Origin of the sequence: Pseudomonas sp. BNK-15, assembly GCF_047456105.1 — a bacterium.
In the GTDB taxonomy this organism is placed as follows: Bacteria; Pseudomonadota; Gammaproteobacteria; order Pseudomonadales; family Pseudomonadaceae; genus Aquipseudomonas; species Aquipseudomonas putida_E.
Map to the genome: position 1 here is coordinate 2175454 of NZ_CP179898.1, position 22271 is coordinate 2197724.

Annotated in this window: 23 protein-coding genes; 11 read left to right on the plus strand and 12 right to left on the minus strand. The window is 62.9% G+C overall.

All coding sequences use genetic code 11. From position 1 onward, the window contains the following. Positions 1 to 26 precede the first annotated feature (26 nt). Positions 27 to 1682 carry a ShlB/FhaC/HecB family hemolysin secretion/activation protein gene (locus ACMGF5_RS09960; RefSeq protein WP_281069925.1) on the minus strand — a complete coding sequence of 552 codons (1656 nt, stop codon included), beginning with the start codon at positions 1680 to 1682 and terminating at the stop codon, positions 27 to 29. A gap of 514 nt (positions 1683 to 2196) precedes the next feature. Here ACMGF5_RS09960 and ACMGF5_RS09965 point away from each other — a divergent pair. Further along, positions 2197 to 4224 (plus strand): DUF4034 domain-containing protein, encoded by a 2028-nt coding sequence (locus ACMGF5_RS09965; protein WP_414157759.1) that lies wholly within the window; start codon positions 2197 to 2199, stop codon positions 4222 to 4224. Between the two features lie 16 nt (positions 4225 to 4240). Here ACMGF5_RS09965 and ACMGF5_RS09970 read toward each other — a convergent pair whose 3' ends face one another. Continuing rightward, positions 4241 to 4504 (minus strand): accessory factor UbiK family protein, encoded by a 264-nt coding sequence (locus ACMGF5_RS09970; protein ID WP_414157760.1) that lies wholly within the window; start codon positions 4502 to 4504, stop codon positions 4241 to 4243. A 364-nt stretch (positions 4505 to 4868) separates the two neighbouring features. Between ACMGF5_RS09970 and glnK the strand changes: the two genes are divergently transcribed. The 3 genes from glnK to sutA all read left to right on the plus strand — a co-directional run bounded on the left by glnK (position 4869) and on the right by sutA (position 7350). Beyond that, the gene (gene glnK / locus ACMGF5_RS09975; RefSeq protein ID WP_002555808.1) at positions 4869 to 5207 is read left to right on the plus strand and encodes a P-II family nitrogen regulator; all 339 of its coding nucleotides are present in this window, start codon (positions 4869 to 4871) and stop codon (positions 5205 to 5207) included. Positions 5208 to 5255: 48 nt separating this feature from the next. Beyond that, positions 5256 to 6590, plus strand: coding sequence for an ammonium transporter (locus tag ACMGF5_RS09980; RefSeq protein ID WP_414157761.1), 1335 nt, complete (start codon positions 5256 to 5258; stop codon positions 6588 to 6590). A gap of 430 nt (positions 6591 to 7020) precedes the next feature. Continuing rightward, positions 7021 to 7350: a transcriptional regulator SutA gene (gene sutA, locus ACMGF5_RS09985; RefSeq protein ID WP_046786948.1), complete on the plus strand. Its 330-nt coding sequence runs from the start codon at positions 7021 to 7023 to the stop codon at positions 7348 to 7350. 79 nt (positions 7351 to 7429) lie between these two features. On the opposite strand, the gene ACMGF5_RS09990 is transcribed toward sutA, so the two are convergent. Genes ACMGF5_RS09990 through lptM form a run of 6 tightly spaced genes read right to left on the minus strand, consistent with a single transcriptional unit; the run spans position 7430 to position 12040 of the window. Next, a complete protein-coding gene (locus ACMGF5_RS09990; protein WP_046786949.1) occupies positions 7430 to 8125 on the minus strand; it encodes an HAD family hydrolase in 696 nt (231 codons plus the stop codon). After that, positions 8122 to 9021, minus strand: a complete 900-nt coding sequence (gene xerC / locus ACMGF5_RS09995) for a tyrosine recombinase XerC (protein ID WP_012312189.1) — start codon at positions 9019 to 9021, stop codon at positions 8122 to 8124. The genes ACMGF5_RS09990 and xerC overlap by 4 nt, the downstream gene beginning before the upstream one ends. Beyond that, positions 9021 to 9731, minus strand: a complete 711-nt coding sequence (locus ACMGF5_RS10000) for a DUF484 family protein (RefSeq protein ID WP_012312190.1) — start codon at positions 9729 to 9731, stop codon at positions 9021 to 9023. The genes xerC and ACMGF5_RS10000 overlap by 1 nt, the downstream gene beginning before the upstream one ends. Before the next feature lie 13 nt (positions 9732 to 9744). After that, on the minus strand, positions 9745 to 10575 hold the full coding sequence (dapF, locus tag ACMGF5_RS10005) for a diaminopimelate epimerase (RefSeq protein ID WP_046786951.1): 831 nt from the start codon (positions 10573 to 10575) through the stop codon (positions 9745 to 9747). Between the two features lie 4 nt (positions 10576 to 10579). Next, entirely contained in the window at positions 10580 to 11827 is a 1248-nt protein-coding gene (gene lysA / locus ACMGF5_RS10010) for a diaminopimelate decarboxylase (RefSeq protein WP_119688083.1), read from the minus strand. 9 nt (positions 11828 to 11836) lie between these two features. Continuing rightward, a complete protein-coding gene (gene lptM / locus ACMGF5_RS10015; RefSeq protein WP_012312193.1) occupies positions 11837 to 12040 on the minus strand; it encodes an LPS translocon maturation chaperone LptM in 204 nt (67 codons plus the stop codon). Between the two features lie 252 nt (positions 12041 to 12292). On the opposite strand from lptM, the gene cyaY reads away from it, so the two are divergent. The 3 genes from cyaY (at position 12293) to rnk (ending at position 13384) form a co-directional block, all read left to right on the plus strand. Further along, on the plus strand, positions 12293 to 12625 hold the full coding sequence (cyaY, locus tag ACMGF5_RS10020; RefSeq protein WP_012312194.1) for an iron donor protein CyaY: 333 nt from the start codon (positions 12293 to 12295) through the stop codon (positions 12623 to 12625). Position 12626: 1 nt separating this feature from the next. Then, entirely contained in the window at positions 12627 to 12839 is a 213-nt protein-coding gene (locus ACMGF5_RS10025; protein WP_039601412.1) for a DUF1289 domain-containing protein, read from the plus strand. A 134-nt stretch (positions 12840 to 12973) separates the two neighbouring features. After that, on the plus strand, positions 12974 to 13384 hold the full coding sequence (rnk, locus tag ACMGF5_RS10030) for a nucleoside diphosphate kinase regulator (protein ID WP_012312196.1): 411 nt from the start codon (positions 12974 to 12976) through the stop codon (positions 13382 to 13384). A 4-nt stretch (positions 13385 to 13388) separates the two neighbouring features. Here rnk and ACMGF5_RS10035 read toward each other — a convergent pair whose 3' ends face one another. The 3 genes from ACMGF5_RS10035 to ACMGF5_RS10045 all read right to left on the minus strand — a co-directional run bounded on the left by ACMGF5_RS10035 (position 13389) and on the right by ACMGF5_RS10045 (position 17014). After that, positions 13389 to 16253, minus strand: a complete 2865-nt coding sequence (locus ACMGF5_RS10035) for a class I adenylate cyclase (RefSeq protein ID WP_404601487.1) — start codon at positions 16251 to 16253, stop codon at positions 13389 to 13391. A 146-nt stretch (positions 16254 to 16399) separates the two neighbouring features. After that, positions 16400 to 16645 carry a TIGR02647 family protein gene (locus tag ACMGF5_RS10040; RefSeq protein WP_012312198.1) on the minus strand — a complete coding sequence of 82 codons (246 nt, stop codon included), beginning with the start codon at positions 16643 to 16645 and terminating at the stop codon, positions 16400 to 16402. 69 nt (positions 16646 to 16714) lie between these two features. Then, positions 16715 to 17014: a hypothetical protein gene (locus ACMGF5_RS10045; protein ID WP_046786954.1), complete on the minus strand. Its 300-nt coding sequence runs from the start codon at positions 17012 to 17014 to the stop codon at positions 16715 to 16717. A 148-nt stretch (positions 17015 to 17162) separates the two neighbouring features. Here ACMGF5_RS10045 and ACMGF5_RS10050 point away from each other — a divergent pair, with 148 nt between their 5' ends. Further along, on the plus strand, positions 17163 to 17825 hold the full coding sequence (locus ACMGF5_RS10050; RefSeq protein ID WP_046786955.1) for a glutathione S-transferase: 663 nt from the start codon (positions 17163 to 17165) through the stop codon (positions 17823 to 17825). A gap of 131 nt (positions 17826 to 17956) precedes the next feature. Here the strand turns inward: ACMGF5_RS10050 and argH are convergent, their stop codons facing one another. Beyond that, positions 17957 to 19351 (minus strand): argininosuccinate lyase, encoded by a 1395-nt coding sequence (gene argH / locus ACMGF5_RS10055; RefSeq protein WP_115273312.1) that lies wholly within the window; start codon positions 19349 to 19351, stop codon positions 17957 to 17959. A gap of 309 nt (positions 19352 to 19660) precedes the next feature. Between argH and ACMGF5_RS10060 the strand changes: the two genes are divergently transcribed. The 3 genes from ACMGF5_RS10060 (at position 19661) to ACMGF5_RS10070 (ending at position 22243) form a co-directional block, all read left to right on the plus strand. Then, positions 19661 to 20404, plus strand: coding sequence for a LytR/AlgR family response regulator transcription factor (locus ACMGF5_RS10060; RefSeq protein ID WP_115273313.1), 744 nt, complete (start codon positions 19661 to 19663; stop codon positions 20402 to 20404). A gap of 133 nt (positions 20405 to 20537) precedes the next feature. Continuing rightward, complete coding sequence (hemC, locus tag ACMGF5_RS10065; RefSeq protein WP_046786957.1) at positions 20538 to 21479, plus strand: hydroxymethylbilane synthase; 942 nt, start codon at positions 20538 to 20540, stop codon at positions 21477 to 21479. Then, positions 21476 to 22243, plus strand: coding sequence for a uroporphyrinogen-III synthase (locus ACMGF5_RS10070; protein ID WP_115273314.1), 768 nt, complete (start codon positions 21476 to 21478; stop codon positions 22241 to 22243). The genes hemC and ACMGF5_RS10070 overlap by 4 nt, the downstream gene beginning before the upstream one ends. Positions 22244 to 22271: the final 28 nt, after the last annotated feature.

Genomic DNA, 22271 nt, shown 5'->3' on the forward strand with positions numbered 1-22271 from the left:
CGACCTCAGGTCAGCAGCGGCGGCGCTTACAGCAGCAGGTCCAGCCGGAAATAGATGGGTGACTCGTGCTCGGTGATGGCATCCGGGCGTTCGAGTGAATGGGCAAGGGTGACGCTGGCGGCCAGGTGCTGGCCGCGGGCGAACAGCTCCAGGGAATGGCTGGAGACGCGGCCGTGCTGGTCGCCACTGAAGCGGTCGTGGCGAATCACGCCTTGGTCGTAGCCGACGCTGGCGCCATACTCGGCGAGCAGCGGGCGCAACCACTCAAGTTGTACCGGACGGCTCCAGCGCAGGTCGTTGCGCCAGTAGCCACCACTGTCGCCGGTCAGGAACTGATCCTTGTAGCCACGCACCGAAGACAGCCCGCCCAGGCTCATGCGCTGCGGGCTGAACAGCGGGTCCTCGCTGCGCTGCCCGGTGAACAGGCTGCTGAAACTCAGGCGTTCGCCCCACAACGCAAACGGCTGCAGGTAGCTGAGGGTGAGGGTGTATTTGCGGTAGCGCGCGTCCGGGTCGCCGGGGGCGTCTGTCTGCCGGGGTTGGGCGCCAAAGGCACCGATGCCTTGCTGCATCCCTAGGTCGAGGTTGACGAACGCAGTGCCGATGCGCCGGCCATGGTTGATGCCAAACTGCGCTTCGCTGAGCCGGTTGCTGCTGTTCTTCAGGCGGCTATCTTCGATGTAGTTGTTCGAGCGCAGGTAGGTCAGGCCGGTATTCAATGCGGTCTTCGAAACGCTGTCACGGTAAATCACCCGCTCTGCGCGAAACTGATGGTTCTGGGTATCACCGGTTTGCTTGAAGGCGAAGTTGTTGGCCATGGCTTGTGAGCGGTAGGCGCTCTGGCTGTAGGCATAGTTGAAGTTCCACCAGCCCCAGGGCAGGTTGTAGTTGAGCATCTCGCTGTGGGAGGTGTGCTGATGGTCGCTGACTGCGTCATGGCCGCCACGGACCAGCAACTGGTCGGCCATACCCAGCGGGCTGTCCCACTCCAGGCCATAACCCCATTGCTGTTCGCCGGTGGCGCGCTGCCCTTCGTTGTTGCGTGACAGGTTGGCCCGCCAAGGCTTGGTCGGGGTGTTGCGCACCTCGACGGTGCTGCCGCCCACGGTGTTGCCTGGCTTCAACTCCATCTTCGCCTGGTTGGACGGCAGGCGGTTGAGCTGATCGACCATCTGCTCGATGTCCCGCAGGTTGAGGCGCTTACCGACCGTGCCGGGGAAAGTCATTGCCAACTCGCGTGCGGAAAGGCCGCTTCCATCGTCACTCTTGAGCCCCTCCAGGCGCCCTTCCACGACCTGCACTTCAAGGTGCCGAGTGGTCAGGTCCTGCTGGGGAAGGTAGGCCCGGCTGGTGACCTGGCCGATGGCCAGATAGTGATCGGTGATGGCCTTGAGCAAGGCATTGAGTTGCGCCACCCCCATGCACTGGCCAAGCCAAGGCTGCACCAGGCGCTCGCGCTCGGCCTGGGACAGGCTGTCGGCACCCTTGATCTCGATGGTATCGACGGGGAAACAGCGTTTGTCAGTGGCTGCCGGCGCTGAAGGCGGTGATGCTTGCTTGCCTGGCAGGTCGCGCAGTTCGTCGAGGCGGCGCTGCTGCTCCTGCAGCAGACGGTCCTGGCGATCGCGAATCAGGTCCTGCTCGCCCGGCGTAGCCGCAAAAGTGCTTTTAGCCGCGCACATGGTTAGGGCTACGAAGCACAACCTCATCACGAGGTGGTGATACTGCATATAACTTCCTTGTGCATATCATTTTGCCATCATTGCCAGCAGATCTTAGGTAGATGGAAAAATGACGTCAACAAAATTACGCCAAACGGTTGTGTATGAAATTCACTTCGCTTGAAACAGGCCAGCTTGCATCAAGGGATAATGCGCTACACCGTTGGAGCAAGTAGCGGCGGCAAAGGAAGGCAGCGGCACCTGGTCGTTAAGGTGCGCGACCAATTCCAGCAGTTGTCCGACGGGAGCCGCTTCCTGCGGTGTTGGCAAGCATAATGAGGTTGAAGAGGCCAGGTGCAGGAAGAGTTCATCCTTGTTGTTCAGATCAGGGCATTGACCCTACGTTTCATACAATCTGACAAACAATGGATCCAATAACTTTGCGCCCGGCAAAGCTATGGCTTAGTGTTCAACCGTTACTGCCTTGCCAAGGGATGGCAATGCATCTCCTCCAAATGGACTTGAGGTACTGCCCGTGCAAACGCTCATTCGCACCCGCCAGCAGATCCTGGAGCGGGTAAAGGCCAAGGAGTTCGCTGAACTCAACCATTTCTTCGATAACCTTCAGGCGCAGTGGCGGCAAGCGCGCCCAGGGGAGTGCCCGGCCTACCTTGAGGCTGTTCAGGGGCACATGCTGGTCGACTGGGATGTAGAAGGCAGCAAGGCCCTCACACAACGCCTCAAAGCCTGGATCGATGCCTGCCCCAAGGCTTATCACCCGCAGGTAGCCATGGGCTTTCACTGCTTCAATCGCGCTTGCCGTATTCGCGGTACGGTTGCCGCCAATGAGGTGTCCGCAGCGCGCTGGCTGGCCGCCGAGCAGGCCTGCGAAATGGCCGCTGGGCACTTCCTGCGGGCCATTGAGCGTTGCGCGCAGCCTGTAGCGGCGGCGATCGGTATGTTGCAGATCAGTGCGCACTTTCGTGAACCGGGCTGGCTGGTGGAGCTGTTTCATGGCCGGCCGGCGCGCTTTCGGCCCAGCGCCCATGCCGATGTCGAAGTGCAGGAGGCTGCGGCACCGCTACTGGTCAAATATGGGCTGGCACCGCTGGTTGAGCTGCCGCAAGTGCTGCCGTTGTGCCTGAGTGCCCGCCTGCCCGCTGAGCAGGAACCTGCGCGGGACTACTGGCTGCGCCATGCCTTGAACTGGTTCCCTGGCTGCTTCGAGGTGGTCGAGGCCTATGCCAGCTACCTCACACCCCGTTGGGGCGGTAGTTATGAGGCCATTGATGCCGTGGCCAGCGGCCCTTTGTGCCGGGGCTGGCCTGAAACCCTGCGTAATGCAATCCGCTGGCTGGCACTTGAGGATCAGTTCCGGCTGCCTCCTGCCGATCAGGTGCAGCAAGTCACGGCTTGGCAGCGAGTCTTCGAGCGGTGGATGCAACGCGAGCTCAGGCCAAAGGAACGCGCCACGCTCATGGCCCGGCGAGGGGCTTTTCGCCGCTTTTCGCTAAAGGATTACCCCGGTGCGATGCACGACTTCGTCGCTTCTGTGGCGCTATACCCCGATCAGGGCTTCGTACCGGCCATTGGTGAGCCGTTCTACAGCTTTGTTTGCCTGGTAGTGGCCCATGGCGTGCAAGACGATGCGCACAGCTTGCGTATCGCCATCGAGCGGTTAAGCGAAAACCGCAGGCAAGCGGCGGCCTGTGCGTTGCGGTCCGTGGGGCACCAGTTCGGGTTGTGGGGTTTCAGGCAATGCGCCGAGCAGGCGCGTATCTGGCTGCACGCTGCGGTGAAACGGCAGTGCGGGCGCGAGGGGCTGGGCTTTGATGTACTCGAGGTAGCGCGCCTGCTTTGGGCCGCCAAGTATTACGAGGCCGCTTATTTTCTGTACAGGCAGTGTGCCGAGTGCAAGTTGCCCGATGCCGCAGCCGCGCTTTACGCGCTGCATTGCGGTCGGCTCGAGGGGACGCCGGAATACTACATAGACTCTGGGGCAGCAGCGCATTGGCTGCTGTGTGCCGCGCAGGCAGGCAGCCAGATGGCCAAGTACGACCTGGCCTGCCAACGCATGCGTAATGACCAGAACTTGAGCGAGCGTAGCGCGATGCTGGCGGTAAGGCGCTTGCTGCTCGATTGCCTAGGCAACGAGGCGCTCGATGCCCAGGCCCGCTTGCAGTTGGCCATTCTGCAGCGCCAGTTCGGCGACCCCCGGGAGCGCGCAGAGGCGGTCGCCTACCTGCTGGATCTGGTGCACTACCCTGATTGCGCGATAGCCGGGCGTGCCAGCGCGGAGCTAGGCCTGGCCTGGATGCACGGGCATGGTACGCGCAAGCCGAGCCGCTTCGCGGCCATCGAGTGGGCCAACCGTGCGGTCGCGCTGCAGCCAGGGGATTCGGCCATCGAGGGCATTCAGGCTCGGATTCGCAACTCGCACAACCTGTTCAGGACGCTGTTCACGGTGTGCGGCGCAACGCTGTTTCGAGGGGACCTGCATGCCAGTGAGCTGCCGCCCAAGCCAAGCAGCCAGGCGCCCGGCCGGCTACGGGCTCCCGCGTGAGGGCGGGGCGCGGAGCTTAATCCTGTGCCGCGGGTGCCATGCGGGCTTCCAGCTCGGCGACCTGCTTCTCCAGGGCCTCCAGGCGCGCACGGGTGCGGGCCAATACGACCATCTGGCTGTCGAATTCTTCACGGCTGACCAGGTCCAGCTTGCTGAAGGCACCTTGAATCAGCACCTTGAACTGGCTTTCCAGTTCGGCGCGGGGCTGGGCGGTATCGCCACTGAACAGGCGCGAGGCCTGGTCGCTCAGGGCATCGAGAAGGGCTTTGGGCGCGAGCATGATCGGCTGTCCACTGCTGACGGGAAATGGCCGGCAGTGTAACACGGGCCCGTTTTGCGTTCCGTTGCACATTTTTCGAGCAGTCCCGCGCAATGCTGCGCACCAAGACTGTGCATCTTTTCAGTGCTGGCGACTGGCCAAGCCTGACTCTTCCACGCAACTGCCTGTTTTTCGGCGCTTTAACGGAACTGGCAAGGTTTCTGCAAAGACCTGTACGAGCCATGCACTGATGCAGTTCCTTGTGACCAGGCAGTGCGCACGCGGAGCCGGATGCCGACGACGCGTTACAAAGCCAACCGCTGCGCTTAGACTTGAGACGGGTTTGTTTTCCTGGGGCAAGTCCACCAAATCGGGAGAGAGTTTCATGAAGCTAGTCACAGCCATCATCAAGCCGTTCAAGCTGGACGACGTGCGAGAGTCACTGTCGGAAATCGGCGTGCAGGGCATCACCGTCACCGAAGTAAAAGGCTTCGGTCGGCAGAAGGGTCACACCGAGCTGTATCGCGGTGCGGAATACGTGGTCGACTTCCTGCCCAAGGTGAAGATCGACGTCGCCATCGACGACAAAGACCTCGATCGAGTGATCGAAGCCATCACCAAGGCTGCCAACACCGGCAAGATCGGTGACGGCAAGATCTTCGTGGTGAATCTGGAGCAGGCAATCCGCATCCGTACCGGCGAAACCGATACCGACGCGATCTAAGCGCCCAAAAAAAGCCTCACCAAACCCAACGCCCCAGGAGAAAACAACATGACTCTGCGTAAGATCGCAGGGCTAGGAGCCCTATTGTCCCTCGTAATGCCGGGCCTCGCCCTGGCAGAGGAGGCTGCCGCCCCAGTACTGAACTCCGGTGACACCGCCTGGATGCTGACTGCCACGGCGCTGGTGCTGTTCATGACCATTCCGGGCCTGGCCCTGTTCTACGGCGGTATGGTGCGTTCGAAGAACGTACTCTCGGTGATGATGCAATGCTTTGCCATCACCGGCCTGATGAGCATTCTCTGGGTCGTTTACGGTTACAGCATGGCCTTCGATACCACTGGTATGGAAAAGGGCGTGCTCAACTTCAATTCCTTCGTCGGCGGCTTCTCCAAGGCGTTCCTCAGCGGCGTAACGCCGGACGGCCTGACGTCGGCTGCCGCACTGTTCCCTGAAGCGGTCTTCATTACCTTCCAGATGACCTTCGCCATCATCACCCCGGCGCTGATCGTGGGTGCCTTCGCCGAACGCATGAAGTTCTCGGCGATGCTGGTGTTCATGGGCATCTGGTTCACCCTGGTCTACGCACCGATCGCGCACATGGTCTGGAGCGGTGATGGCGCGCTGATGTGGGACTGGGGCGTGCTCGACTTCGCTGGCGGCACCGTGGTGCACATCAACGCCGGTATCGCCGGCCTGGTCTGCTGCCTGGTACTGGGCAAGCGCAAAGGCTACCCGACCACCCCGATGGCCCCGCACAACCTGGGCTACACCCTGATGGGCGCAGCCATGCTGTGGATCGGTTGGTTCGGCTTCAACGCCGGCTCCGCTGCAGCCGCCAACGGTACTGCCGGCATGGCCATGCTGGTGACCCAGATCGCCACCGCTGCTGCAGCGTTGGGCTGGATGTTCGCCGAGTGGATCGGCCACGGCAAACCTAGCGCCCTGGGCATCGCCTCGGGTGTGGTCGCCGGCCTGGTTGCCATCACCCCGGCTGCCGGCACCGTGGGCCCGATGGGCGCCCTGGTGATTGGCCTGGTGTCTGGCGTGCTCTGCTACTTCTGCGCTACCAGCCTCAAGCGCAAGCTGGGTTATGACGACTCCCTGGATGCCTTCGGCGTGCATGGCATCGGCGGCATCATCGGTGCCATCCTCACCGGTGTGTTCGCGGCACCGGCCCTGGGCGGCTTCGGCGCGGTCACCGATATCGGTGCGCAGGTCTGGATCCAGGCCAAGGGCGTGATTTTCACCGTGGTCTACACCGCCATCGTCACCTACGTGATCCTCAAGGTGCTGGACGTGGTGATGGGCCTGCGGGTCAACGAAGAAGACGAGTCGGTCGGCCTCGACCTGGCTCAACACAACGAACGCGGTTACAACCTGTAACTGCGACGCTGGAAAAACTTGCCCGGCTTGCCGGGCATTTTTTTTGCCTGTTTTTTGCCATTTCCCGCAGAGCAAACGGTTTATCAGTCACGTTCGCGACGTAAGCCAAAAACTTACAACAAGCAGGGCGTTTATGGAGCTTTGCTTTTTCCACGGGCGCGCTAGAATGCGCGCCGAGAGGTGTTGCACGAGTTGTCCGCACGCTTCGTCAGCCTTTGCTAGGCTTGCCAATAGCGTGTGGCCAGCAAGGGCTGCAAGGTTTTGTCAGGTCCTGCCAGGAGCAGGGCCTGCCGGGCGGGGCGTCCCATCAGGAGTGCCGTCCCAAGGGCAGTGGCCAACCCACGGCCAGTTGAATTTTCACTGGTGGCTGCCGGTCTACGGCTGCACTGGTCTATAACTAACCTGCTTTTCGCAAGTCATGAGGTAGAACATGAGCGACGACGATCTGGAAAATGATGACCTCGAAGTAGGCGACGAAGACGAGGCTGATGATAGCCTCGACGCTGCGGCTGGCGATGGCGCCGAAGACGCTGGCGATGACGACAGCAGCCCGGCACCGGTTGCCAAGGGCAAATCCAAGGCGGCTGTCTCGGTAGACGAGATGCCGAGCATGGAAGCCAAGCAAAAGGAGCGTGATGCCCTGGCCAAAGCGATGGAAGAATTCCTTTCGCGCGGTGGCAAGGTGCAGGAAGTCGAGGCCAACGTAGTCGCCGACCCGCCCAAGAAGCCGGACAACAAGTACGGCAGCCGCCCTATCTGAGTGGCTGAACACCAAAAAGCCCGCCGTCGCTGCGGGCTTTTTTGTGGCTACTGGTTTCACTGCCGCAAAGCGGCCCCTGTCAGCGCCAGCGCGCAAGTATGTCGGGCAGCTGCGACAGGCGCTGGACTTCGGCATCCGGCGCCGCTTCCCCCAACCAGGCCTTGCCCTGGGGGTTGAACCACACCGCACGCAAGCCTGCGCGCTGGGCGCCGCCAATGTCATCACCGGGGTGATCGCCAACATGCACGGCGGCACTGGCCTCTACTTCGCCACGCTTCAGCGCTTCGATGAAGGGCGCCGGGTCTGGTTTGCCTATCCCCAGGTCCTCGGCGCACAGGGCGAAGCGGAAGTAATCGGCCAGGCCCAGGCGGCGTACGTCGGCATTGCCATTGGTGACCACGCCCAGGGTGTAGTGGTGGCGCAGAATTTCCAGCACCGGCTGCACTTCGGGGAACACCTCGACCTGATGTCGGGCATGCAAGAACACCTCAAACCCTTCGTTGGCCAGCTCCTGAGCGTGCTTTTCGCTGTATCCCACCTCTTCCAGCGCATGGAACAGCACGCGCCGGCGCAAGGCGCTGATACGGTGCTTGAGGCCCGGCTCGGCCTGCACCAGACGTTCGCGGATGGCGAACAGGTGTTCCACCGGCACGCCGCCAAGTATGGGAGCGTTGGCCTGCAGCCAGTCGCGCAGCACGACTTCCGCGCTGGCAATCACTGGCGCGGTGTCCCACAGGGTGTCGTCAAGGTCGAACGTGATCAGCTTGATGCTCATGAGTCTGTGCCTTTGCTGCGTTTGGCCCGTGGGTGGGCGCTGTCGTACACCGCGGCCAGGTGCTGGAAGTCCAGGTGGGTGTAGATCTGCGTGGTGCTGATGTCGGCATGGCCGAGCATTTCCTGCACCGCCCGCAGGTCCTGGGACGATTCCAGCACATGGCTGGCGAATGAATGGCGAAGCATGTGCGGGTGCAGGTGCTGGCCCAGTTCGCGTTCACCGGCTGCCTTGACCCGCATCTGGATAGCCCGTGGCCCCAGGCGATTGCCTTGGCGGCTGATGAAGACGGCGCCGTCACGCGGGCCGCCGATGCCGCGCAGCCGCAACCATTGCTGCATGGCTTCGCGCGCCTTGCGGCCGACGGGCAGCACGCGCGCCTTGCCACCTTTGCCGAGCACCTGTACCAGGCCGGCAGCAAGGTCCAGGTGCTCAAGGTCGAGGTTGGTCAGCTCGGACAGGCGCAGGCCAGAGGAATAGAACAGTTCGAGGATGGCCTGGTCGCGGCGGGCGATGAAGTCGTCGTCCACGCCGCCGTCGAGCAGTTGCAGGGCGCGGTCGGTGTCCAGCACCTTGGGCAGCCGGCGCTCGCCCTTGGGCGCGCTCAGGCCGCTGGCGGGATCGTGCTGGCAAAGGCCTTCACGGTTCAGGTAGCGATACAACCCGCGTACCGCCGACAGTAGCCGCGCCAGGCTGCGCGAGGACTGCCCCTGATGATGCTGGCGGGCGATCAGTTGGCGCAGTTGCTGGATCTGCAAGGCGCCCCAGCCCGCGATGCCTTGGGTGTTGCAGTATTCGATGACCTTTTCGAGGTCGCGGCGGTAGGCCAGCAGTGTGTGTTCGGACACCTGGCGCTCGTTGCGCAGGTGGGCGCAATAAGCCTCCAGCTGGCGTTCCATCAGCGCACCGGGCGCAGGGGCTGGGTAACGCGCGGGACCACGCGGCCGAGCACTTCGGCGATGTAGCCAAGGAACAGGGTGCCGACGCTGCTCTTGTAGTGTTGCGGGTCGCGGCTGCCTATTGCCAGCACGCCGTGCAACCCTTGGTACTCCAGGGCAGCGACGGCGCTGGAGCCCACTTCATGGTGCTGCTCCTCACCGAACAGGAAGGCCAGTTCGTGCTCACGCAGGTTGCCACTGACTGTCTTGCCGCCGCCCAGCAGCCCGCCGATGGCCTGCTGGGCCTCGGCATTACTGACCCAACGGCCGACCGGCGCTGCATGGTCACCGAACAGGATCAGGCTGACGAACGGGACCTGGAACTCCTGGCGCAGGCTGTCTTCGACCGCCATGACCACTTCTTCCAGGCTGCCGGCATCGAGCAGGTCGAGGATCAGCCGGCGAGTCTTTTCGAACAGCCGGTCGTTGTCCCGGGCCACGTCCATCAGTTGCGACAGGCGATGGCGCATCTCGATGTTGCGATCGCGTAGCAGTTTGAGCTGGCGTTCCACCAGCGACACGCTGTCGCCACGCTGGTGAGGGATACGTTGCTCGACCAGCAGTTCGTCGTGTTCGGCGAAAAAGGTCGGGTGGGCGCGCAGGTAGGCGACCACCGCTTCGGCATCGAGCTCACTGGACTGCTGGGGTACAACCTTGGGCTGATCGGTCATGGCGGTTACTCGCTTAGAGACGAACCTGTCCTTCGTAGACGCGTACGGCTGGGCCAGTCATCAACACGGACGTGCCGGGGCCGGCCCACTCGATGTGCAGGCGCCCACCAGGCAGGTCCAGGGACACCGGAGAGTCCATCCAGCCCTGGCTGATGGCTGCCACGGCTGCTGCACAGGCACCGGTGCCGCAGGCCTGGGTCTCGCCAGCGCCACGTTCCCATACCCGCAGGTTGGCGCGGTGGCGGTCAACGACCTGGAGGAAACCGGCGTTCACCCGCTGCGGGAAGCGTGGGTGGTTCTCGATTTTCGGGCCCAGGCCATGAACCGGCGCAGTACGTATGTCATCGACGCGCAGCACGGCATGCGGGTTACCCATGGACACGGCAGCAATAGAGTGCAACTCGCCGTCGACTTCCAGCGGGTAATTGAGCGCCTGCTCATCAGCGACGAATGGGATTTCGGCGGGAATGAAGCGCGGCGGGCCCATGTCGACACACACCTGGCCGTCGTTCTGCACGTCCAGCTCGATGATGCCGCCCTTGGTTTCAACACGGATGCGCTTTTTCGCGGTCAAGCGTTTGTCCAGCACGAACCGTGCGAAGCAGCGCGCACCGTTGCCGCATTGCTCCACTTCCGAACCGTCGGCATTGAAGATCCGGTAGCGGAAATCCACTTCCGGATTGTTCGGTGCCTCGACGATCAGCAGCTGGTCGAAGCCGATGCCGGTGTGGCGGTCGCCCCATTGCTTGGCGTGCTTGGGCTGGATATGTGCGTGCTGGCTGACCAGGTCCAGGACCATGAAGTCATTGCCCAGCCCATGCATCTTGGTAAAACGCAGAAGCATGGGGTCACTCCGGTAGCAGGCTTTCGCCAGCGTACAGTTCGGCGATGGTCTCGCGACGGCGGACTTCGAAAGCCTGATCGCCGTCGACCAGGATTTCCGCACAACGGCCACGGGTGTTGTAGTTCGAGCTCATGACGAAACCATAGGCGCCCGCGGACTGCACGGCCAGCAGGTCACCTTCGGCCAGGTTCAACTGGCGGTCCTTGGCGAGGAAGTCGCCGGTTTCGCAGATTGGCCCGACCAGGTCGTAGGCACGGCCTTCGCCCTCACGTGGGGTGACCGCGCTGACGCCCATCCAGGCCTGGTACAGGGCTGGGCGGATCAGGTCGTTCATCGCCGCATCGATGATGGCGAAGTCTTTGTGTTCGGTGTGCTTGAGGTATTCCACGCGGGTCAGCAGGGCACCGGCGTTGGCTACGATGTAGCGGCCTGGCTCGAACACCAGGGCCAGGTCACGACCGCCGACGCGCTCGCGGATGGCCTTGATGTAATCGGCTACCAGTGGCGGCTCTTCGTCGCGATAGCGCACGCCAACACCGCCGCCCAGGTCCAGGTGGCGCAGGTGGATGCCGCAATCGGCCAAGCGGTCGACCAGGTCCAGCAGGCGGTCGAGGGCGTCGAGGAAGGGCTCTACGGTGGTCAGCTGCGAGCCGATGTGGCAGTCGACACCGACCACTTCCAGGTTGGGCAGCTGCGCGGCACGCACGTAGATGGCTTCGGCGTCGGCGATGGCGATGCCGAACTTGTTCTCTTTGAGGCCGGTGGAAATGTACGGGTGGGTGCCGGCATCGACGTCCGGGTTGACCCGCAGCGAGACCGGGGCAACCTTGCCCATCTCGGCGGCAACCACCTGCAGGCGCTCCAGTTCGTCGGTGGATTCGACGTTGAAGCAATGAACGCCGACTTCCAGCGCCCGGCGCATGTCTGCGCGGGTCTTGCCGACGCCGGAGAACACCACACGGTCAGCCCGCCCGCCGGCGGCCAGTACCCGCTCCAGCTCACCGCCGGAAACGATGTCGAAGCCTGCGCCCATGCGAGCCAGAACGTTCAGCACGCCAAGGTTGGAGTTGGCCTTGACCGCGAAGCACACCAGGTGCTCGACACCTTGCAGGGCATCGGTATAGCTGCGGTACTGGGCCTCGATGTGGGCGCGCGAGTACACGTAGGTGGGGGTGCCGAAACGTTCGGCGATGGCCGACAGGGCCACGCCCTCCGCGAACAGTTCACCGTCGCGGTAATTGAAAGCGTTCATCTGATTTCCTTACTGCTCTGGCGTTTGCTCGGGCTCGATTGGCTGCTCATCCTGTGGCTGGACAGGCTGAGCGTGCTGGTGCTGATGCGACTTCTGGCTGCCCTTGCCGTCCTTGCCGTCTTCTGGCAGGTACAGGGGGCCTTTCTGACCGCAGGCCGAAACGAGGCAGGCAACCGCGACCAGCGCCGCGAGCGAGGAAATCAGGCGCTTCATGGGTGAAATCCTTTGAAATATGCAGTATTGCGCCCGAGTATACCGAGCGACTGCCGGATTGCCTATGCAAGAGCCGGTCCGCCGGGCGGGCAGAAATTAGCCACAAGCGGCGAGCGGCAAGCGGCAAGAAAAAGCGCTCAGGTGTACGCTGTGCTTTTTCTTGCAGCTTGGAGCTCGCCGCTTGCGGCTGGCGCCAAGCGCCCGTATCGTGCCCGGCCTGCCTGTAACGCAGCCAATTTCGAGGTTCCTGCAATGAGTTTGAGCGAAGCGCGTTTCCATGATCTGGTCGACGCCACCCAACAGGCCCTGGAAGACCTGTTCGACGAGAGCGGCCTGGACCTGGACATGGAGAATTCCGCCGGCGTCCTTACCATCAAGTTCGACAACGGCAGCCAGCTGATCTTCAGCCGCCAGGAGCCACTGCGTCAGCTTTGGCTGGCCGACCGCTCCGGTGGCTTCCACTTCGACTACGACGAAGAGAGCGGCAAGTGGGTCTGCGAGAAGAGCGAAGAGCTGCTGGGCGAGATGCTCGAGCGGATTGTCTGGGAGCGGGCCGGCGAAAAGCTGGACTTCGACGAGATCTGAGATGAGTGCCCAGGCGCGGCCCGCCAAGCCGCTTTACAGCAACGTCAGCCCAGCGGTGCCGTCGCCGTGCATCAGCGTGTGCCGGCTGGATGAACAGCGCGTTTGCACCGGTTGCCATCGCCATGTCGAGCACATTCGTGAGTGGCGTTCGGCCGACGACGAACGGCGCCGGCAGATTTGCCGCGAAGCCGAGGCCTTGCGCGCGCAGGCTTGAGTATTTGCCCGGCTGTGGTAGTGTCGGGTTATGCGTCGGTGACGCCAAAGCACTCATCAAACCCCGCCCTCTGGGCGGGGTTTTGCTTTATCTGCCCCTAGAAAACCCACTGTTCAATGGAGTCTGACTGGATCATGAGCACCAAGCCTTCCCTCATCCTTACCCGATTGGACGTGCAGCGTCTGGAGCGCCTGATCGACAGCCTCGACGAAAGTACCCCGGGTGTGCTCGCCCTGCAGGACGAGCTGGACCGCGCCGAGCAGGTGGTCGGTCACGAGGAGGTGCCGGCTGGTGTTGTGACCATGAATTCGCGCGTGCACTGCCGCGAAGAAGCCAGTGGCAAGGACTACCACCTGACCCTGGTGTATCCGAAGGATGCCGGCGGCGAAGGCAAGGTATCGATCCTGGCGCCGATCGGTTGCGCACTGCTGGGCTTGTCGGTGGGCGAGCAGATCGACTGGCCTGCGCCGGGGGGCAAGACCCTCAAGCTCAAGTTGCTGGCCGTCGAGTACCAGCCTGAAGCTGCGGGCGATTTCGACCTCTGAGGGTTCAAGGCTCCAGGGTTGCCTGCAACTGCGCCAGGCCATCGTTCAGAGCCTGCTCCAGCTCGCGCTTGTAGCGCAGGTAGAGGACGGTCGAGCCCCGTTCGTCATCGAGCAGTTCGGACAGGTCAAGATCTGTGATGTAACAGCGGTAGTGCCCGGCGCTGCGGCGCTGGCTGAGAATCTGTCGGGCGACCACGGTATAGAGCTCATCGCCATGGTCAAGCTCGGAAAACTCCTGCTGATTGCAATAGAGCGTGACATGCATGTCATCGCCCGTGCCGGCCTGGAGGATGGCCTGCACCTCGTAATACGGCTGATCATTGAGGTCGTCTGGCGTTGGCCGCGGCTCTATGCTGCGGGCCTTGCCCGGCCCCGAGGGCAGCAGTTGCGCATAGTGGGTCTGCAATGGTGCTTGCTGCAGGTTGTCCAGCGGCACGCGTGCGTCGTGGCGCATTACCATCGAGCGCAGAAAGCGCTGCAGCGGCAGCAGCAGGTGGTTTTCGTCGTGCAAGGGCAGGCGTTGCTGCCACAGGGCATTGTACTCATCCAGCACGTACAGGTCGGCCCAGCCCTCGAGCAGGCGGTAGAACACCTGGATGCAGCCGGGGCGTGCGTTTTCCAGTACCAGTGGCAGGTCGTGGTCCTGCAGGGCATTGGCATCCAGGTACAGCGGGCTGTAGGTGCTGCGTTCTTCGCCCAGGCATTCGAGTACGGCCTCATGCTCTGCGAGGGTGGTCAGGCTGACCTGGCCGGGCAGCAGTTCCAGCACGTGTGTGTGCTGCGCCACCTGGAGCAGGTAGCGGTGGTTGCGCCCCTGATCTAGCAACAGCTGCACCGTGTCGAAAATCTCCTCGACCCGCTGGCTGATGGCCTGGGCGCGGTTGTGGCAGAAACAGCGCACCCGCACGCGCGGCCGGTGCCTGCGCTGGCCGAGGCTGTTGAGGAAATCGCGCAGGCAACGTGCCAGGGCGTGCTCGCCGTCGTAGCGCTGGACCAACACTTCGTTCCAGCTGTTGAGGGTAATCTGGTCGAGGGTCAGCACCAGGTTTTCGCGAACGCCCGCGTAGCTCAGCGAGTCGGTTCGCTCGGTGGTCATCAGGATGTTCAAGTCGCGATGGTGTTGCAACGGATCGACACCGACGTTGACCAGCAGCAGAATCTCGTTGGCCACGCTCGGTTGCAACAGGCGCACTTCACTGACGGTTTCCAATGGCAGAGGGATGCTCTGCTGCAGGCTGCCGAGCAGGTTGAACAGCTCGAACTCGTTCAGGTCACTGGCGCCGGGGTGCAGCGCCAGGCGCGTGGTGCTGTCGATGACGCCGTTGCGGTGTGCCCAGGCCAGCAGCTCGATCAGCTCTCGGCAGCGTTTGATCGGGCTGAAGTGCTCCCATTCGTGAACACTGAGGTTACCGTTGTACAGGCCCCAGTGATGGCTGCCCGGTTCCTTGCGGTTCGGCGACTGGACCAGGGTCAGGGTGTCCTCGGCGAGGTCCGGGGCAATGCCGGGGTTGATCACTTCTATCTTGCCGGCACGGCGCTCGAACGCGGCATAAAGGCGCCGGCCCAGCACATTCAGGTCGCGCTGGTCGGCGCGGCTGCTGGCATTGTTGTTTTGCGCGAACTGGCTGAGGAAGCGGTAGCTATGGTTCAGCTCGGCAACCAGCTCGCGGCGCTCCACGGCGACCTGACGCACTTTCCATTGGCTGCGGCTGTCGAGCAACGCCAGTTGGCGCTCGTCCCAACCCCACTCATCGACCAGGCGTTTGAGCAACCGGCGCTGCCAGCCGTTGCTTCGTGCGCGGTCCAGGCCGCTGAGTTTCTTATTGACCTTCAGGTAAAGGCTGCGCCTTGCCAGCTCCAGCCGCCTGGTTTCACCGCGCGCCTGCAGGTAGCGTTCGATGCGCCGGTAAACCATTACATAGGGATCGAGCGCGTCGAGGTCGAGGTGGTTGGCAAATACCGCCTGCTTGTAGTCCAGGCTCAGGCAGCGCACGGCTGGATGTTCGCTGGCGTAGGCCTCGGTCAGCAACAGCTTGAGCAGTGACTTGTAAGGTGAGTCGATACCTTTGAACAGCTGCCACAGGCCAGCGCCGACGAATTCGCCGGCCGGGATGTGGGCCAGGTTGCCGAGATCGAGGGCATCGGTGCTGCGGATGAAACGCTTGGACAGCAAGGTTTCGGTATAGCTGCTGTAGTTGCGCTCTTCATACGCCGGCACCAGCCACCAAAGCGGTGTGCGCCCGGCCAGCCAGATGGCCGTGCGGTAGAACTCGTCGAGCAGCAGGTAATGCTGGGTGGTGCCACAATCGTCAGAGCTCAGCTGGCTGTCGCGCAGGCCTTGGGCGAAGCTTTGCGGGTCGATCAGGAAGCAGTGTGCTTCGGCGCCCAGGCTGGCGGCCCAGGTTTCGAGCAACTGGCATTTGCGTCGCAGTTCATCGAGCTGGCTGTCACCCAGGCCGGGGGCATGACAGACCCACAGGTCGATGTCGCTTTGCTCAGCCTGGGCCAGCGTGCCAAGGCTGCCCATCAGGAACAGGCCGTGGATTGGGCGGTTGGGGTTGCCCAGGCGTGTCTTGTACGTGAACGATCGCGCCAGCCGTTGGCCTTCGGCGACCAGGTTGGCATCGGGCTCGAAGCCCGATACGCCGGCCGGGGTGCTACCTGAAACATAGCCAGGCAGCAGCGGGTGGTTGACGTGAAACAGCAGTGGTAGCAGGGTCAACACCTGTTGCTGGCGGGTCGAAAGCCCATCCATGGCGCGCTGTAGCCGGCCTGTGTTCAATTGCAGAAACCGCGCACGCAATTTCGCCAGCACCTTGCGGTCGATGCCTTCGTCGATATCGGGGCGGATTTCGTGGGGGTGGGTCATTGCACACTCAGGGCAGGCCGGGGGAGCTCTGGCGAGTTTAGCCTGAGTAATGCACTCGGATAAGCGGCAATTGGAGTTTTGACGCCATTTTTCTTGCGCCTTGGCGGGCCCCATCGCCGGCTTGCCAGCGATGGGGCGGGGCAGGTTTATGCCGGCTGGGGCGACTTGAGAATGTTCAGCAGCAGTTGCACGCTTTCGACTGCGTCATGCCCAAGGCTGGTGAGGTAACCGCCATCGGGCTGATCGGTCAATTGCTTTTCATGCAGGCGTCGAGCTGCTGCGACCAGTGCGGGGGAGGCATTGGCGTGAATCTTGATGCCTTCCTGGCTGCTGTCCAGGTTGAACAGGGCAAGGACTTCCAGTTCAGCAATCAGTTCGGGGGTGAAGGACATGGCGACTCCTGACTTCCAGACGAGGATGGCGGCACCGCCAGCGGTGCCTGACCCTGGAGTGTAGCCGGGTTATTCGTCCTCGCCTTGATCTGCCTCAGGTGGCAGCTCGGGCAGAGCGCGCAGGGCGGTTTCGTACCACTCGGTGTTGAACGGACGGTCCTCGTCGAGCATGTTGTCGATCTCGATGGCCAGCACGTGGGCCATGAGGTTGAGGATGTCTTCGCGCTCGTAGCCGACCAGGCTCAGCTTGTTGAACGTAGCCTTGGCTGCCGGCGGTTCGCCGCTTTCGATCTGGTTTTCGATGGCCTGGGTCAGCGTCGCCTCGGCGAAGGCTTCGTCGTCATTGTCGATGTCGGTGGGCTCGCTCATGGCGCTACTCCTGTGATTGGGCACACAGTGTGCCATGCCCGCGTCGGCAATGCCCGGTCATCGACCGGGTGCATGACGCTGGTCAGGCACTGGCGTAACGAGCTATAAAAGCCCGGCCAACCCCCTACGGCCTGGAGGCTGTTACCCCATGCTCAAGCTTCACGGATTCTCGGTCAGCAACTACTACAACATGGTCAAGCTGGCCCTGCTGGAAAAGGGCCTGCCGTTCGAAGAGGTCACCTTCTATGGTGGTCAGACGGCTCAGGCGCTGGACGTCAGCCCGCGCGGCAAAGTGCCGGTGCTGCAGACCGAACACGGCTTGCTCAGCGAAACCGGTGTGATTCTCGACTATATCGAGCAGACCCAGCCGGGTAAGGCGCTGCTGCCAGCCGATCCGTTCGAGCAGGCCAAGGTGCGCGAGCTGCTCAAGGAGATCGAGCTGTACATCGAGCTGCCGGCCCGTACCTGCTATGCCGAGTCGTTCTTTGGCGCGGCGGTAGAGCCCTTGATCAAGGAGCGCGCGCGTGCGGATCTGCTGGCGGGGTTCGCCACGTTGAAGCGCAATGGCCGTTTTGCACCCTATGTAGCTGGTGAACAACTGACGATTGCCGACCTGATGTTCTGCTTCTCGGTCGACCTGGCTTGTGCAGTAGGCAAGAAGGTGCTGAACGTCGACTTCCTCGCCGACTTCCCTGAGGCCAAGGCGCTGCTGCAGAAAATGCACGAAAACCCGCACATGGCGCGGATCGTGGCAGACAAGGAGGCGGCGATGCCGGCCTTCATGGAGATGATTCGCAGCGGTAAGCGCTGAAGACCAGGGCTGCCTTGCAGCCCAATCGCCGGCAAGCCGGCTCCTACTGGTACTGCACAGGGCTTGAAGCCGATGCGGTCGAGTGGGAGCCGGCTTGCCGGCGATCGAGGGCCAAGCCCTCGCAATGGCGCTTAGCGCGAAGCCAGCAGCGCCTTGCCACGTACAACGGCAGCGCGCACCTGCGCTGGCGCAGTGCCGCCAATGTGGTCGCGGGCATTCACCGAGCCTTCCAGGGTCAGCACGGCGAATACATCCTGCTCGATCTGGTCGCTGAACTGGCGCAGTTCGTCCAGGCTCATCTCGGCCAGGTCCTTGCCGGTGTCGACGCCATACTTCACGGCATGGCCGACGATTTCGTGGCAATCACGGAACGGCAGGCCGCGGCGCACCAGGTAGTCGGCCAGGTCGGTGGCGGTAGAGAAGCCGCGCAGGGCCGCTTCGCGCATGATCGCGTGGCGTGGCTTGATGGCTGGGATCATGTCGGCAAAGGCACGCAGCGAATCGCGCAGGGTATCGGCGGCGTCGAACAGCGGCTCCTTGTCTTCCTGGTTGTCCTTGTTGTAGGCCAGCGGCTGGCCTTTCATCAAGGTCAGCAGGCCGGTCAGGGCGCCGAACACACGGCCGCTCTTGCCACGCACCAGCTCCGGCACGTCCGGGTTCTTCTTCTGCGGCATGATCGAGCTGCCAGTGCAGAAACGGTCGGGCAGATCGACGAACTGGAACTGGGCGCTGGTCCACAGCACCAGCTCTTCGGAGAAGCGCGACAGGTGCATCATCGCCACGCTGGCGGCAGCGCAGAATTCGATGGCGAAATCACGGTCCGAAACGCCATCCAGCGAGTTGCCGGCAACGGCTTCGAAACCCAATAGCTTGCAGGTCAGCTCGCGGTCGATCGGGTAGGTGGTGCCAGCCAGCGCAGCGCTGCCCAGAGGCATGCGGTTGGCGCGCTTGCGGCAGTCGACCAGGCGCTCGTAGTCACGGCTGAGCATTTCGAACCAGGCCAGCAGGTGGTGGCCGAAGGTGACTGGCTGAGCGGTCTGCAGGTGGGTGAAGCCCGGCATGATGGTTTCGGCTTCACGCTCGGCCTGTTCCAGCAGGCCCTGCTGCAGGCGGGTGATCTCGGCCAGAATCAGGTCGATCTCGTCGCGCAGCCACAGGCGGATGTCGGTGGCGACCTGGTCGTTGCGGCTACGGCCGGTGTGCAGCTTCTTGCCGGTGATGCCGATGCGGTCGGTCAGGCGTGCTTCGATGTTCATGTGCACGTCTTCGAGGTCGACGCGCCAGTCGAAATTGCCGGCCTCGATTTCACCCTGGATGGTGTTCAGGCCATCGATGATGGTGTCGCGCTCGGCATCGCTGAGTACACCGACCTGCGCCAGCATGGTGGCGTGGGCGATCGAACCCATGATGTCGTGGCGGTACAGGCGCTTGTCGAAATCGACCGAGGCGGTGAAGCGGGCGACGAAGGCGTCGACGGGTTCACTGAAGCGGCCGCCCCAGGACTGATTGGTCTTGTCGGTGCTCATGGATTCACTCGTTGAAGGCGTGAACGAAAAAGTGGCGCCGATAATAGCAGGGTTGGGCTTGTGGCCGAAGGACGCCGGTCGACAGAAATCGGCAGAAAACAGCGCTCAATGCAGGCGAAGACGATATTCAACGATTGAACGGCAGTGTTCCACGGACCGTCTACAGTTGGACAAAGGACTGGCAGCGAATCTGCCGGCGCAGTGAATCTTTGGCCATCGTATTGGTCTAGAGCGTGACCGCAGTGTCGCTCGACCTGCAACTGTCTACGCTATACCTGTGCGAGACTCACTCAGGAATCCAGAGCAATTATGAATGTCCTGATCGTTGATGACGAACCCCAAGCCCGTGAACGCTTGACGCGGTTATTCGGGGAACTGGAGGGGTACACCGTGCTGGAGCCCAGCGCCACCAACGGCGAGGAGGCCCTGGCCCTGATCGAAAGCCTCAAGCCCGATGTGGTCCTGCTGGACATCGGCATGCCGGGCCTCGATGGCCTGCAGGTCGCGGCCCGCCTGTGCGAGCGCGAAGCGCCACCGTCGGTGGTGTTCTGCACCGGTGACGATGAATACGGCGCAGAGGCTTTCACGGACAGCACCCTCAGCCATGTAACCAAACCGATCCATCCCCATGCCCTGCGCGATGCCTTGCGCAAGGCTGAGAAACCCAGCCGTACGCAGTTGGCGGCGCTGACCCGGCCGGGCAGTGAAGGGGGTGGCCCGCGCAGCCATATCAGCGCGCGTACGCGCAAGGGCATCGAGCTGATCCCTTTGCCGCAGGTGATCTATTTCATCGCCGACCACAAATATGTGACGTTGCGCCATGAAGCAGGTGAAGTGCTGCTTGATGAGCCGCTCAAGGCCCTGGAAGATGAGTTCGGCGAACGCTTCGTGCGTATCCACCGCAACGCCCTGGTAGCCCGCGAGCGCATCGAACGCCTGCAGCGCACGCCGCTTGGGCATTTTCAACTGTTCCTCAAAGGCCTGGATGGTGATGCCTTGACTGTCAGCCGCCGGCATGTGGCTGGCGTACGCAAGATGATGCAGACGCTCTGAGCCCTGCAGGGCCCTCATCTCCGGCAAACGGCGATGAGGGCGCACAAGGCAAAACTGGATCGTGACCCACATCTGCTAGCGATACCGACGGAGCTGTTATCATCGGCGGCATTCCTAAGTATTGGGGCGTTCCATGTCCACTCGCGAAATCCGCATTGCCACCCGTAAAAGTGCCTTGGCCCTGTGGCAGGCCGAATACGTCAAAGCCCGCCTCGAACAGGCGCACCCTGGCCTTCTGGTGACTCTGGTGCCCATGGTCAGCCGCGGCGACAAACTGCTCGACGCGCCGCTGGCGAAGATCGGCGGCAAAGGCCTGTTCGTCAAGGAGCTGGAAACCGCTCTGCTGGACAATGAGGCCGACATCGCCGTGCATTCGATGAAGGACGTACCCATGGACTTCCCCGAAGGCCTGGGCCTTTACTGCATCTGTGAACGTGAAGACCCGCGCGATGCCTTCGTTTCCAACCATTTTCCCAGCCTTGAGGCTCTGCCTGCCGGTAGCATCGTCGGCACCTCCAGCCTGCGCCGTCAGGCCCAGTTGCTGGCGCGCCGCCCTGACCTGCAAATCCGCTTTCTGCGCGGCAACGTCAACACTCGCCTGGCCAAGCTCGATGCCGGTGAGTATGACGCCATCATCCTTGCCGCGGCGGGCCTGATCCGCCTGGGCTTCGAAGAGCGCATCACCGCCAGCATCAGCGTCGACGACAGCCTGCCGGCCGGTGGCCAGGGCGCAGTGGGCATCGAATGCCGTAGCGCAGACAGCGAGATCCATGCGCTGTTGGCGCCTTTGCACCACGCCGATACCGCTGACCGTGTGGTGGCCGAACGAGCGTTGAACAAGCACTTGAACGGCGGCTGCCAGGTACCGATTGCCTGCTATGCCGTGCTCGAAGGCGAGCAACTATGGCTGCGCGGGCTGGTTGGCCAGCCCAGCGGTGGGACCCTGTTGGTGGCTGACGCCCGTGCACCGCGGGCATCCGCCGAAACGTTGGGGGTGCAGGTGGCCGAAGACCTGCTGGGCCAAGGTGCCGCGGCCATTCTCAAGGAAGTCTACGGTGAGGCCGGGCACCCGTGAGCCCCTGGCGCCTGTTGCTGACCCGTCCTGAAGAGGACTGCGCGGCGCTGGCGCAGACGCTGGCAGCTGCCGGCATTGCCAGCGCCTGCCTGCCCTTGCTGGCGATCGAGCCAGTGCAACCGGACGCTCGGCAGCGCCAGCAGCTTGCCGGGCTAGGGCAGTGCCAGGCCATGATCGTGGTCAGTAAACCTGCAGCCAGGTTGCTGCTTGCGCAACTCGCACAAGCAGGGCTGCAGCCCCCTTCAGCCGGATGGTTCACTGTAGGTGAAGCCACGGCAGCGGTGTTGCAGTCTGCGGGGCTGACGGTGACTTACCCTGCACAGGGTGACGACAGCGAAGCCTTGCTCACGCTCCCGGCCTTGCACGAGGCTATGGCGGGGCCTGCGCCACGTGTCCTGATCGTGCGTGGTGTAGGGGGGCGCGAACTGCTGGCCGAGCGTCTTGCAGAGCAAGGTGCTAGTGTCGATTATCTGGAACTGTATCGTCGTTGTCTGCCGGTGTATCCGGCGGGCACGCTGGTGGGTCGCATCGAAGCGGAACGCCTGAACGGCGTGGTGGTCAGCAGTGGGCAGGGTCTTGAACACCTGCAACGGATGGCCGCTGCCGATTGGCCGCGTGTGGCGCGCTTGCCATTGTTCGTGCCGAGCCCCAGGGTGGCCGAGCAGGCCAGGGCCGCAGGGGCACAACAGATTGTGGATTGCCGTGGCGCGAGTGCCACGGCCTTGCTGGCAGCCGTGCAGCGCAGCGCTGCACCTGCCTCTTAAGGCGCTAAGCTCAGAGCGACGCGCCCCC

Excerpts from the sequence above, each read along its gene's own strand:
- ACMGF5_RS10060 (WP_115273313.1), top strand. The coding sequence starts at position 19,661 with ATGAATGTCCTGATCGTTGATGACGAACCCCAAGCCCGTGAACGCTTG.
- ACMGF5_RS10050 (WP_046786955.1), top strand. The coding sequence starts at position 17,163 with ATGCTCAAGCTTCACGGATTCTCGGTCAGCAACTACTACAACATGGTC.
- ACMGF5_RS10025 (WP_039601412.1), top strand. The coding sequence starts at position 12,627 with ATGAGTGCCCAGGCGCGGCCCGCCAAGCCGCTTTACAGCAACGTCAGC.
- ACMGF5_RS10040 (WP_012312198.1), bottom strand. The coding sequence starts at position 16,645 with ATGTCCTTCACCCCCGAACTGATTGCTGAACTGGAAGTCCTTGCCCTG.
- cyaY (WP_012312194.1), top strand. The coding sequence starts at position 12,293 with ATGAGTTTGAGCGAAGCGCGTTTCCATGATCTGGTCGACGCCACCCAA.
- sutA (WP_046786948.1), top strand. The coding sequence starts at position 7,021 with ATGAGCGACGACGATCTGGAAAATGATGACCTCGAAGTAGGCGACGAA.
- rnk (WP_012312196.1), top strand. The coding sequence starts at position 12,974 with ATGAGCACCAAGCCTTCCCTCATCCTTACCCGATTGGACGTGCAGCGT.
- ACMGF5_RS10045 (WP_046786954.1), bottom strand. The coding sequence starts at position 17,014 with ATGAGCGAGCCCACCGACATCGACAATGACGACGAAGCCTTCGCCGAG.
- xerC (WP_012312189.1), bottom strand. The coding sequence starts at position 9,021 with ATGGAACGCCAGCTGGAGGCTTATTGCGCCCACCTGCGCAACGAGCGC.
- ACMGF5_RS10035 (WP_404601487.1), bottom strand. The coding sequence starts at position 16,253 with ATGACCCACCCCCACGAAATCCGCCCCGATATCGACGAAGGCATCGAC.
- ACMGF5_RS09960 (WP_281069925.1), bottom strand. The coding sequence starts at position 1,682 with ATGTGCGCGGCTAAAAGCACTTTTGCGGCTACGCCGGGCGAGCAGGAC.
- lysA (WP_119688083.1), bottom strand. The coding sequence starts at position 11,827 with ATGAACGCTTTCAATTACCGCGACGGTGAACTGTTCGCGGAGGGCGTG.
- ACMGF5_RS09980 (WP_414157761.1), top strand. The coding sequence starts at position 5,256 with ATGACTCTGCGTAAGATCGCAGGGCTAGGAGCCCTATTGTCCCTCGTA.
- glnK (WP_002555808.1), top strand. The coding sequence starts at position 4,869 with ATGAAGCTAGTCACAGCCATCATCAAGCCGTTCAAGCTGGACGACGTG.
- lptM (WP_012312193.1), bottom strand. The coding sequence starts at position 12,040 with ATGAAGCGCCTGATTTCCTCGCTCGCGGCGCTGGTCGCGGTTGCCTGC.
- ACMGF5_RS09990 (WP_046786949.1), bottom strand. The coding sequence starts at position 8,125 with ATGAGCATCAAGCTGATCACGTTCGACCTTGACGACACCCTGTGGGAC.
- ACMGF5_RS10000 (WP_012312190.1), bottom strand. The coding sequence starts at position 9,731 with ATGACCGATCAGCCCAAGGTTGTACCCCAGCAGTCCAGTGAGCTCGAT.
- hemC (WP_046786957.1), top strand. The coding sequence starts at position 20,538 with ATGTCCACTCGCGAAATCCGCATTGCCACCCGTAAAAGTGCCTTGGCC.
- dapF (WP_046786951.1), bottom strand. The coding sequence starts at position 10,575 with ATGCTTCTGCGTTTTACCAAGATGCATGGGCTGGGCAATGACTTCATG.
- ACMGF5_RS09970 (WP_414157760.1), bottom strand. The coding sequence starts at position 4,504 with ATGCTCGCGCCCAAAGCCCTTCTCGATGCCCTGAGCGACCAGGCCTCG.
- argH (WP_115273312.1), bottom strand. The coding sequence starts at position 19,351 with ATGAGCACCGACAAGACCAATCAGTCCTGGGGCGGCCGCTTCAGTGAA.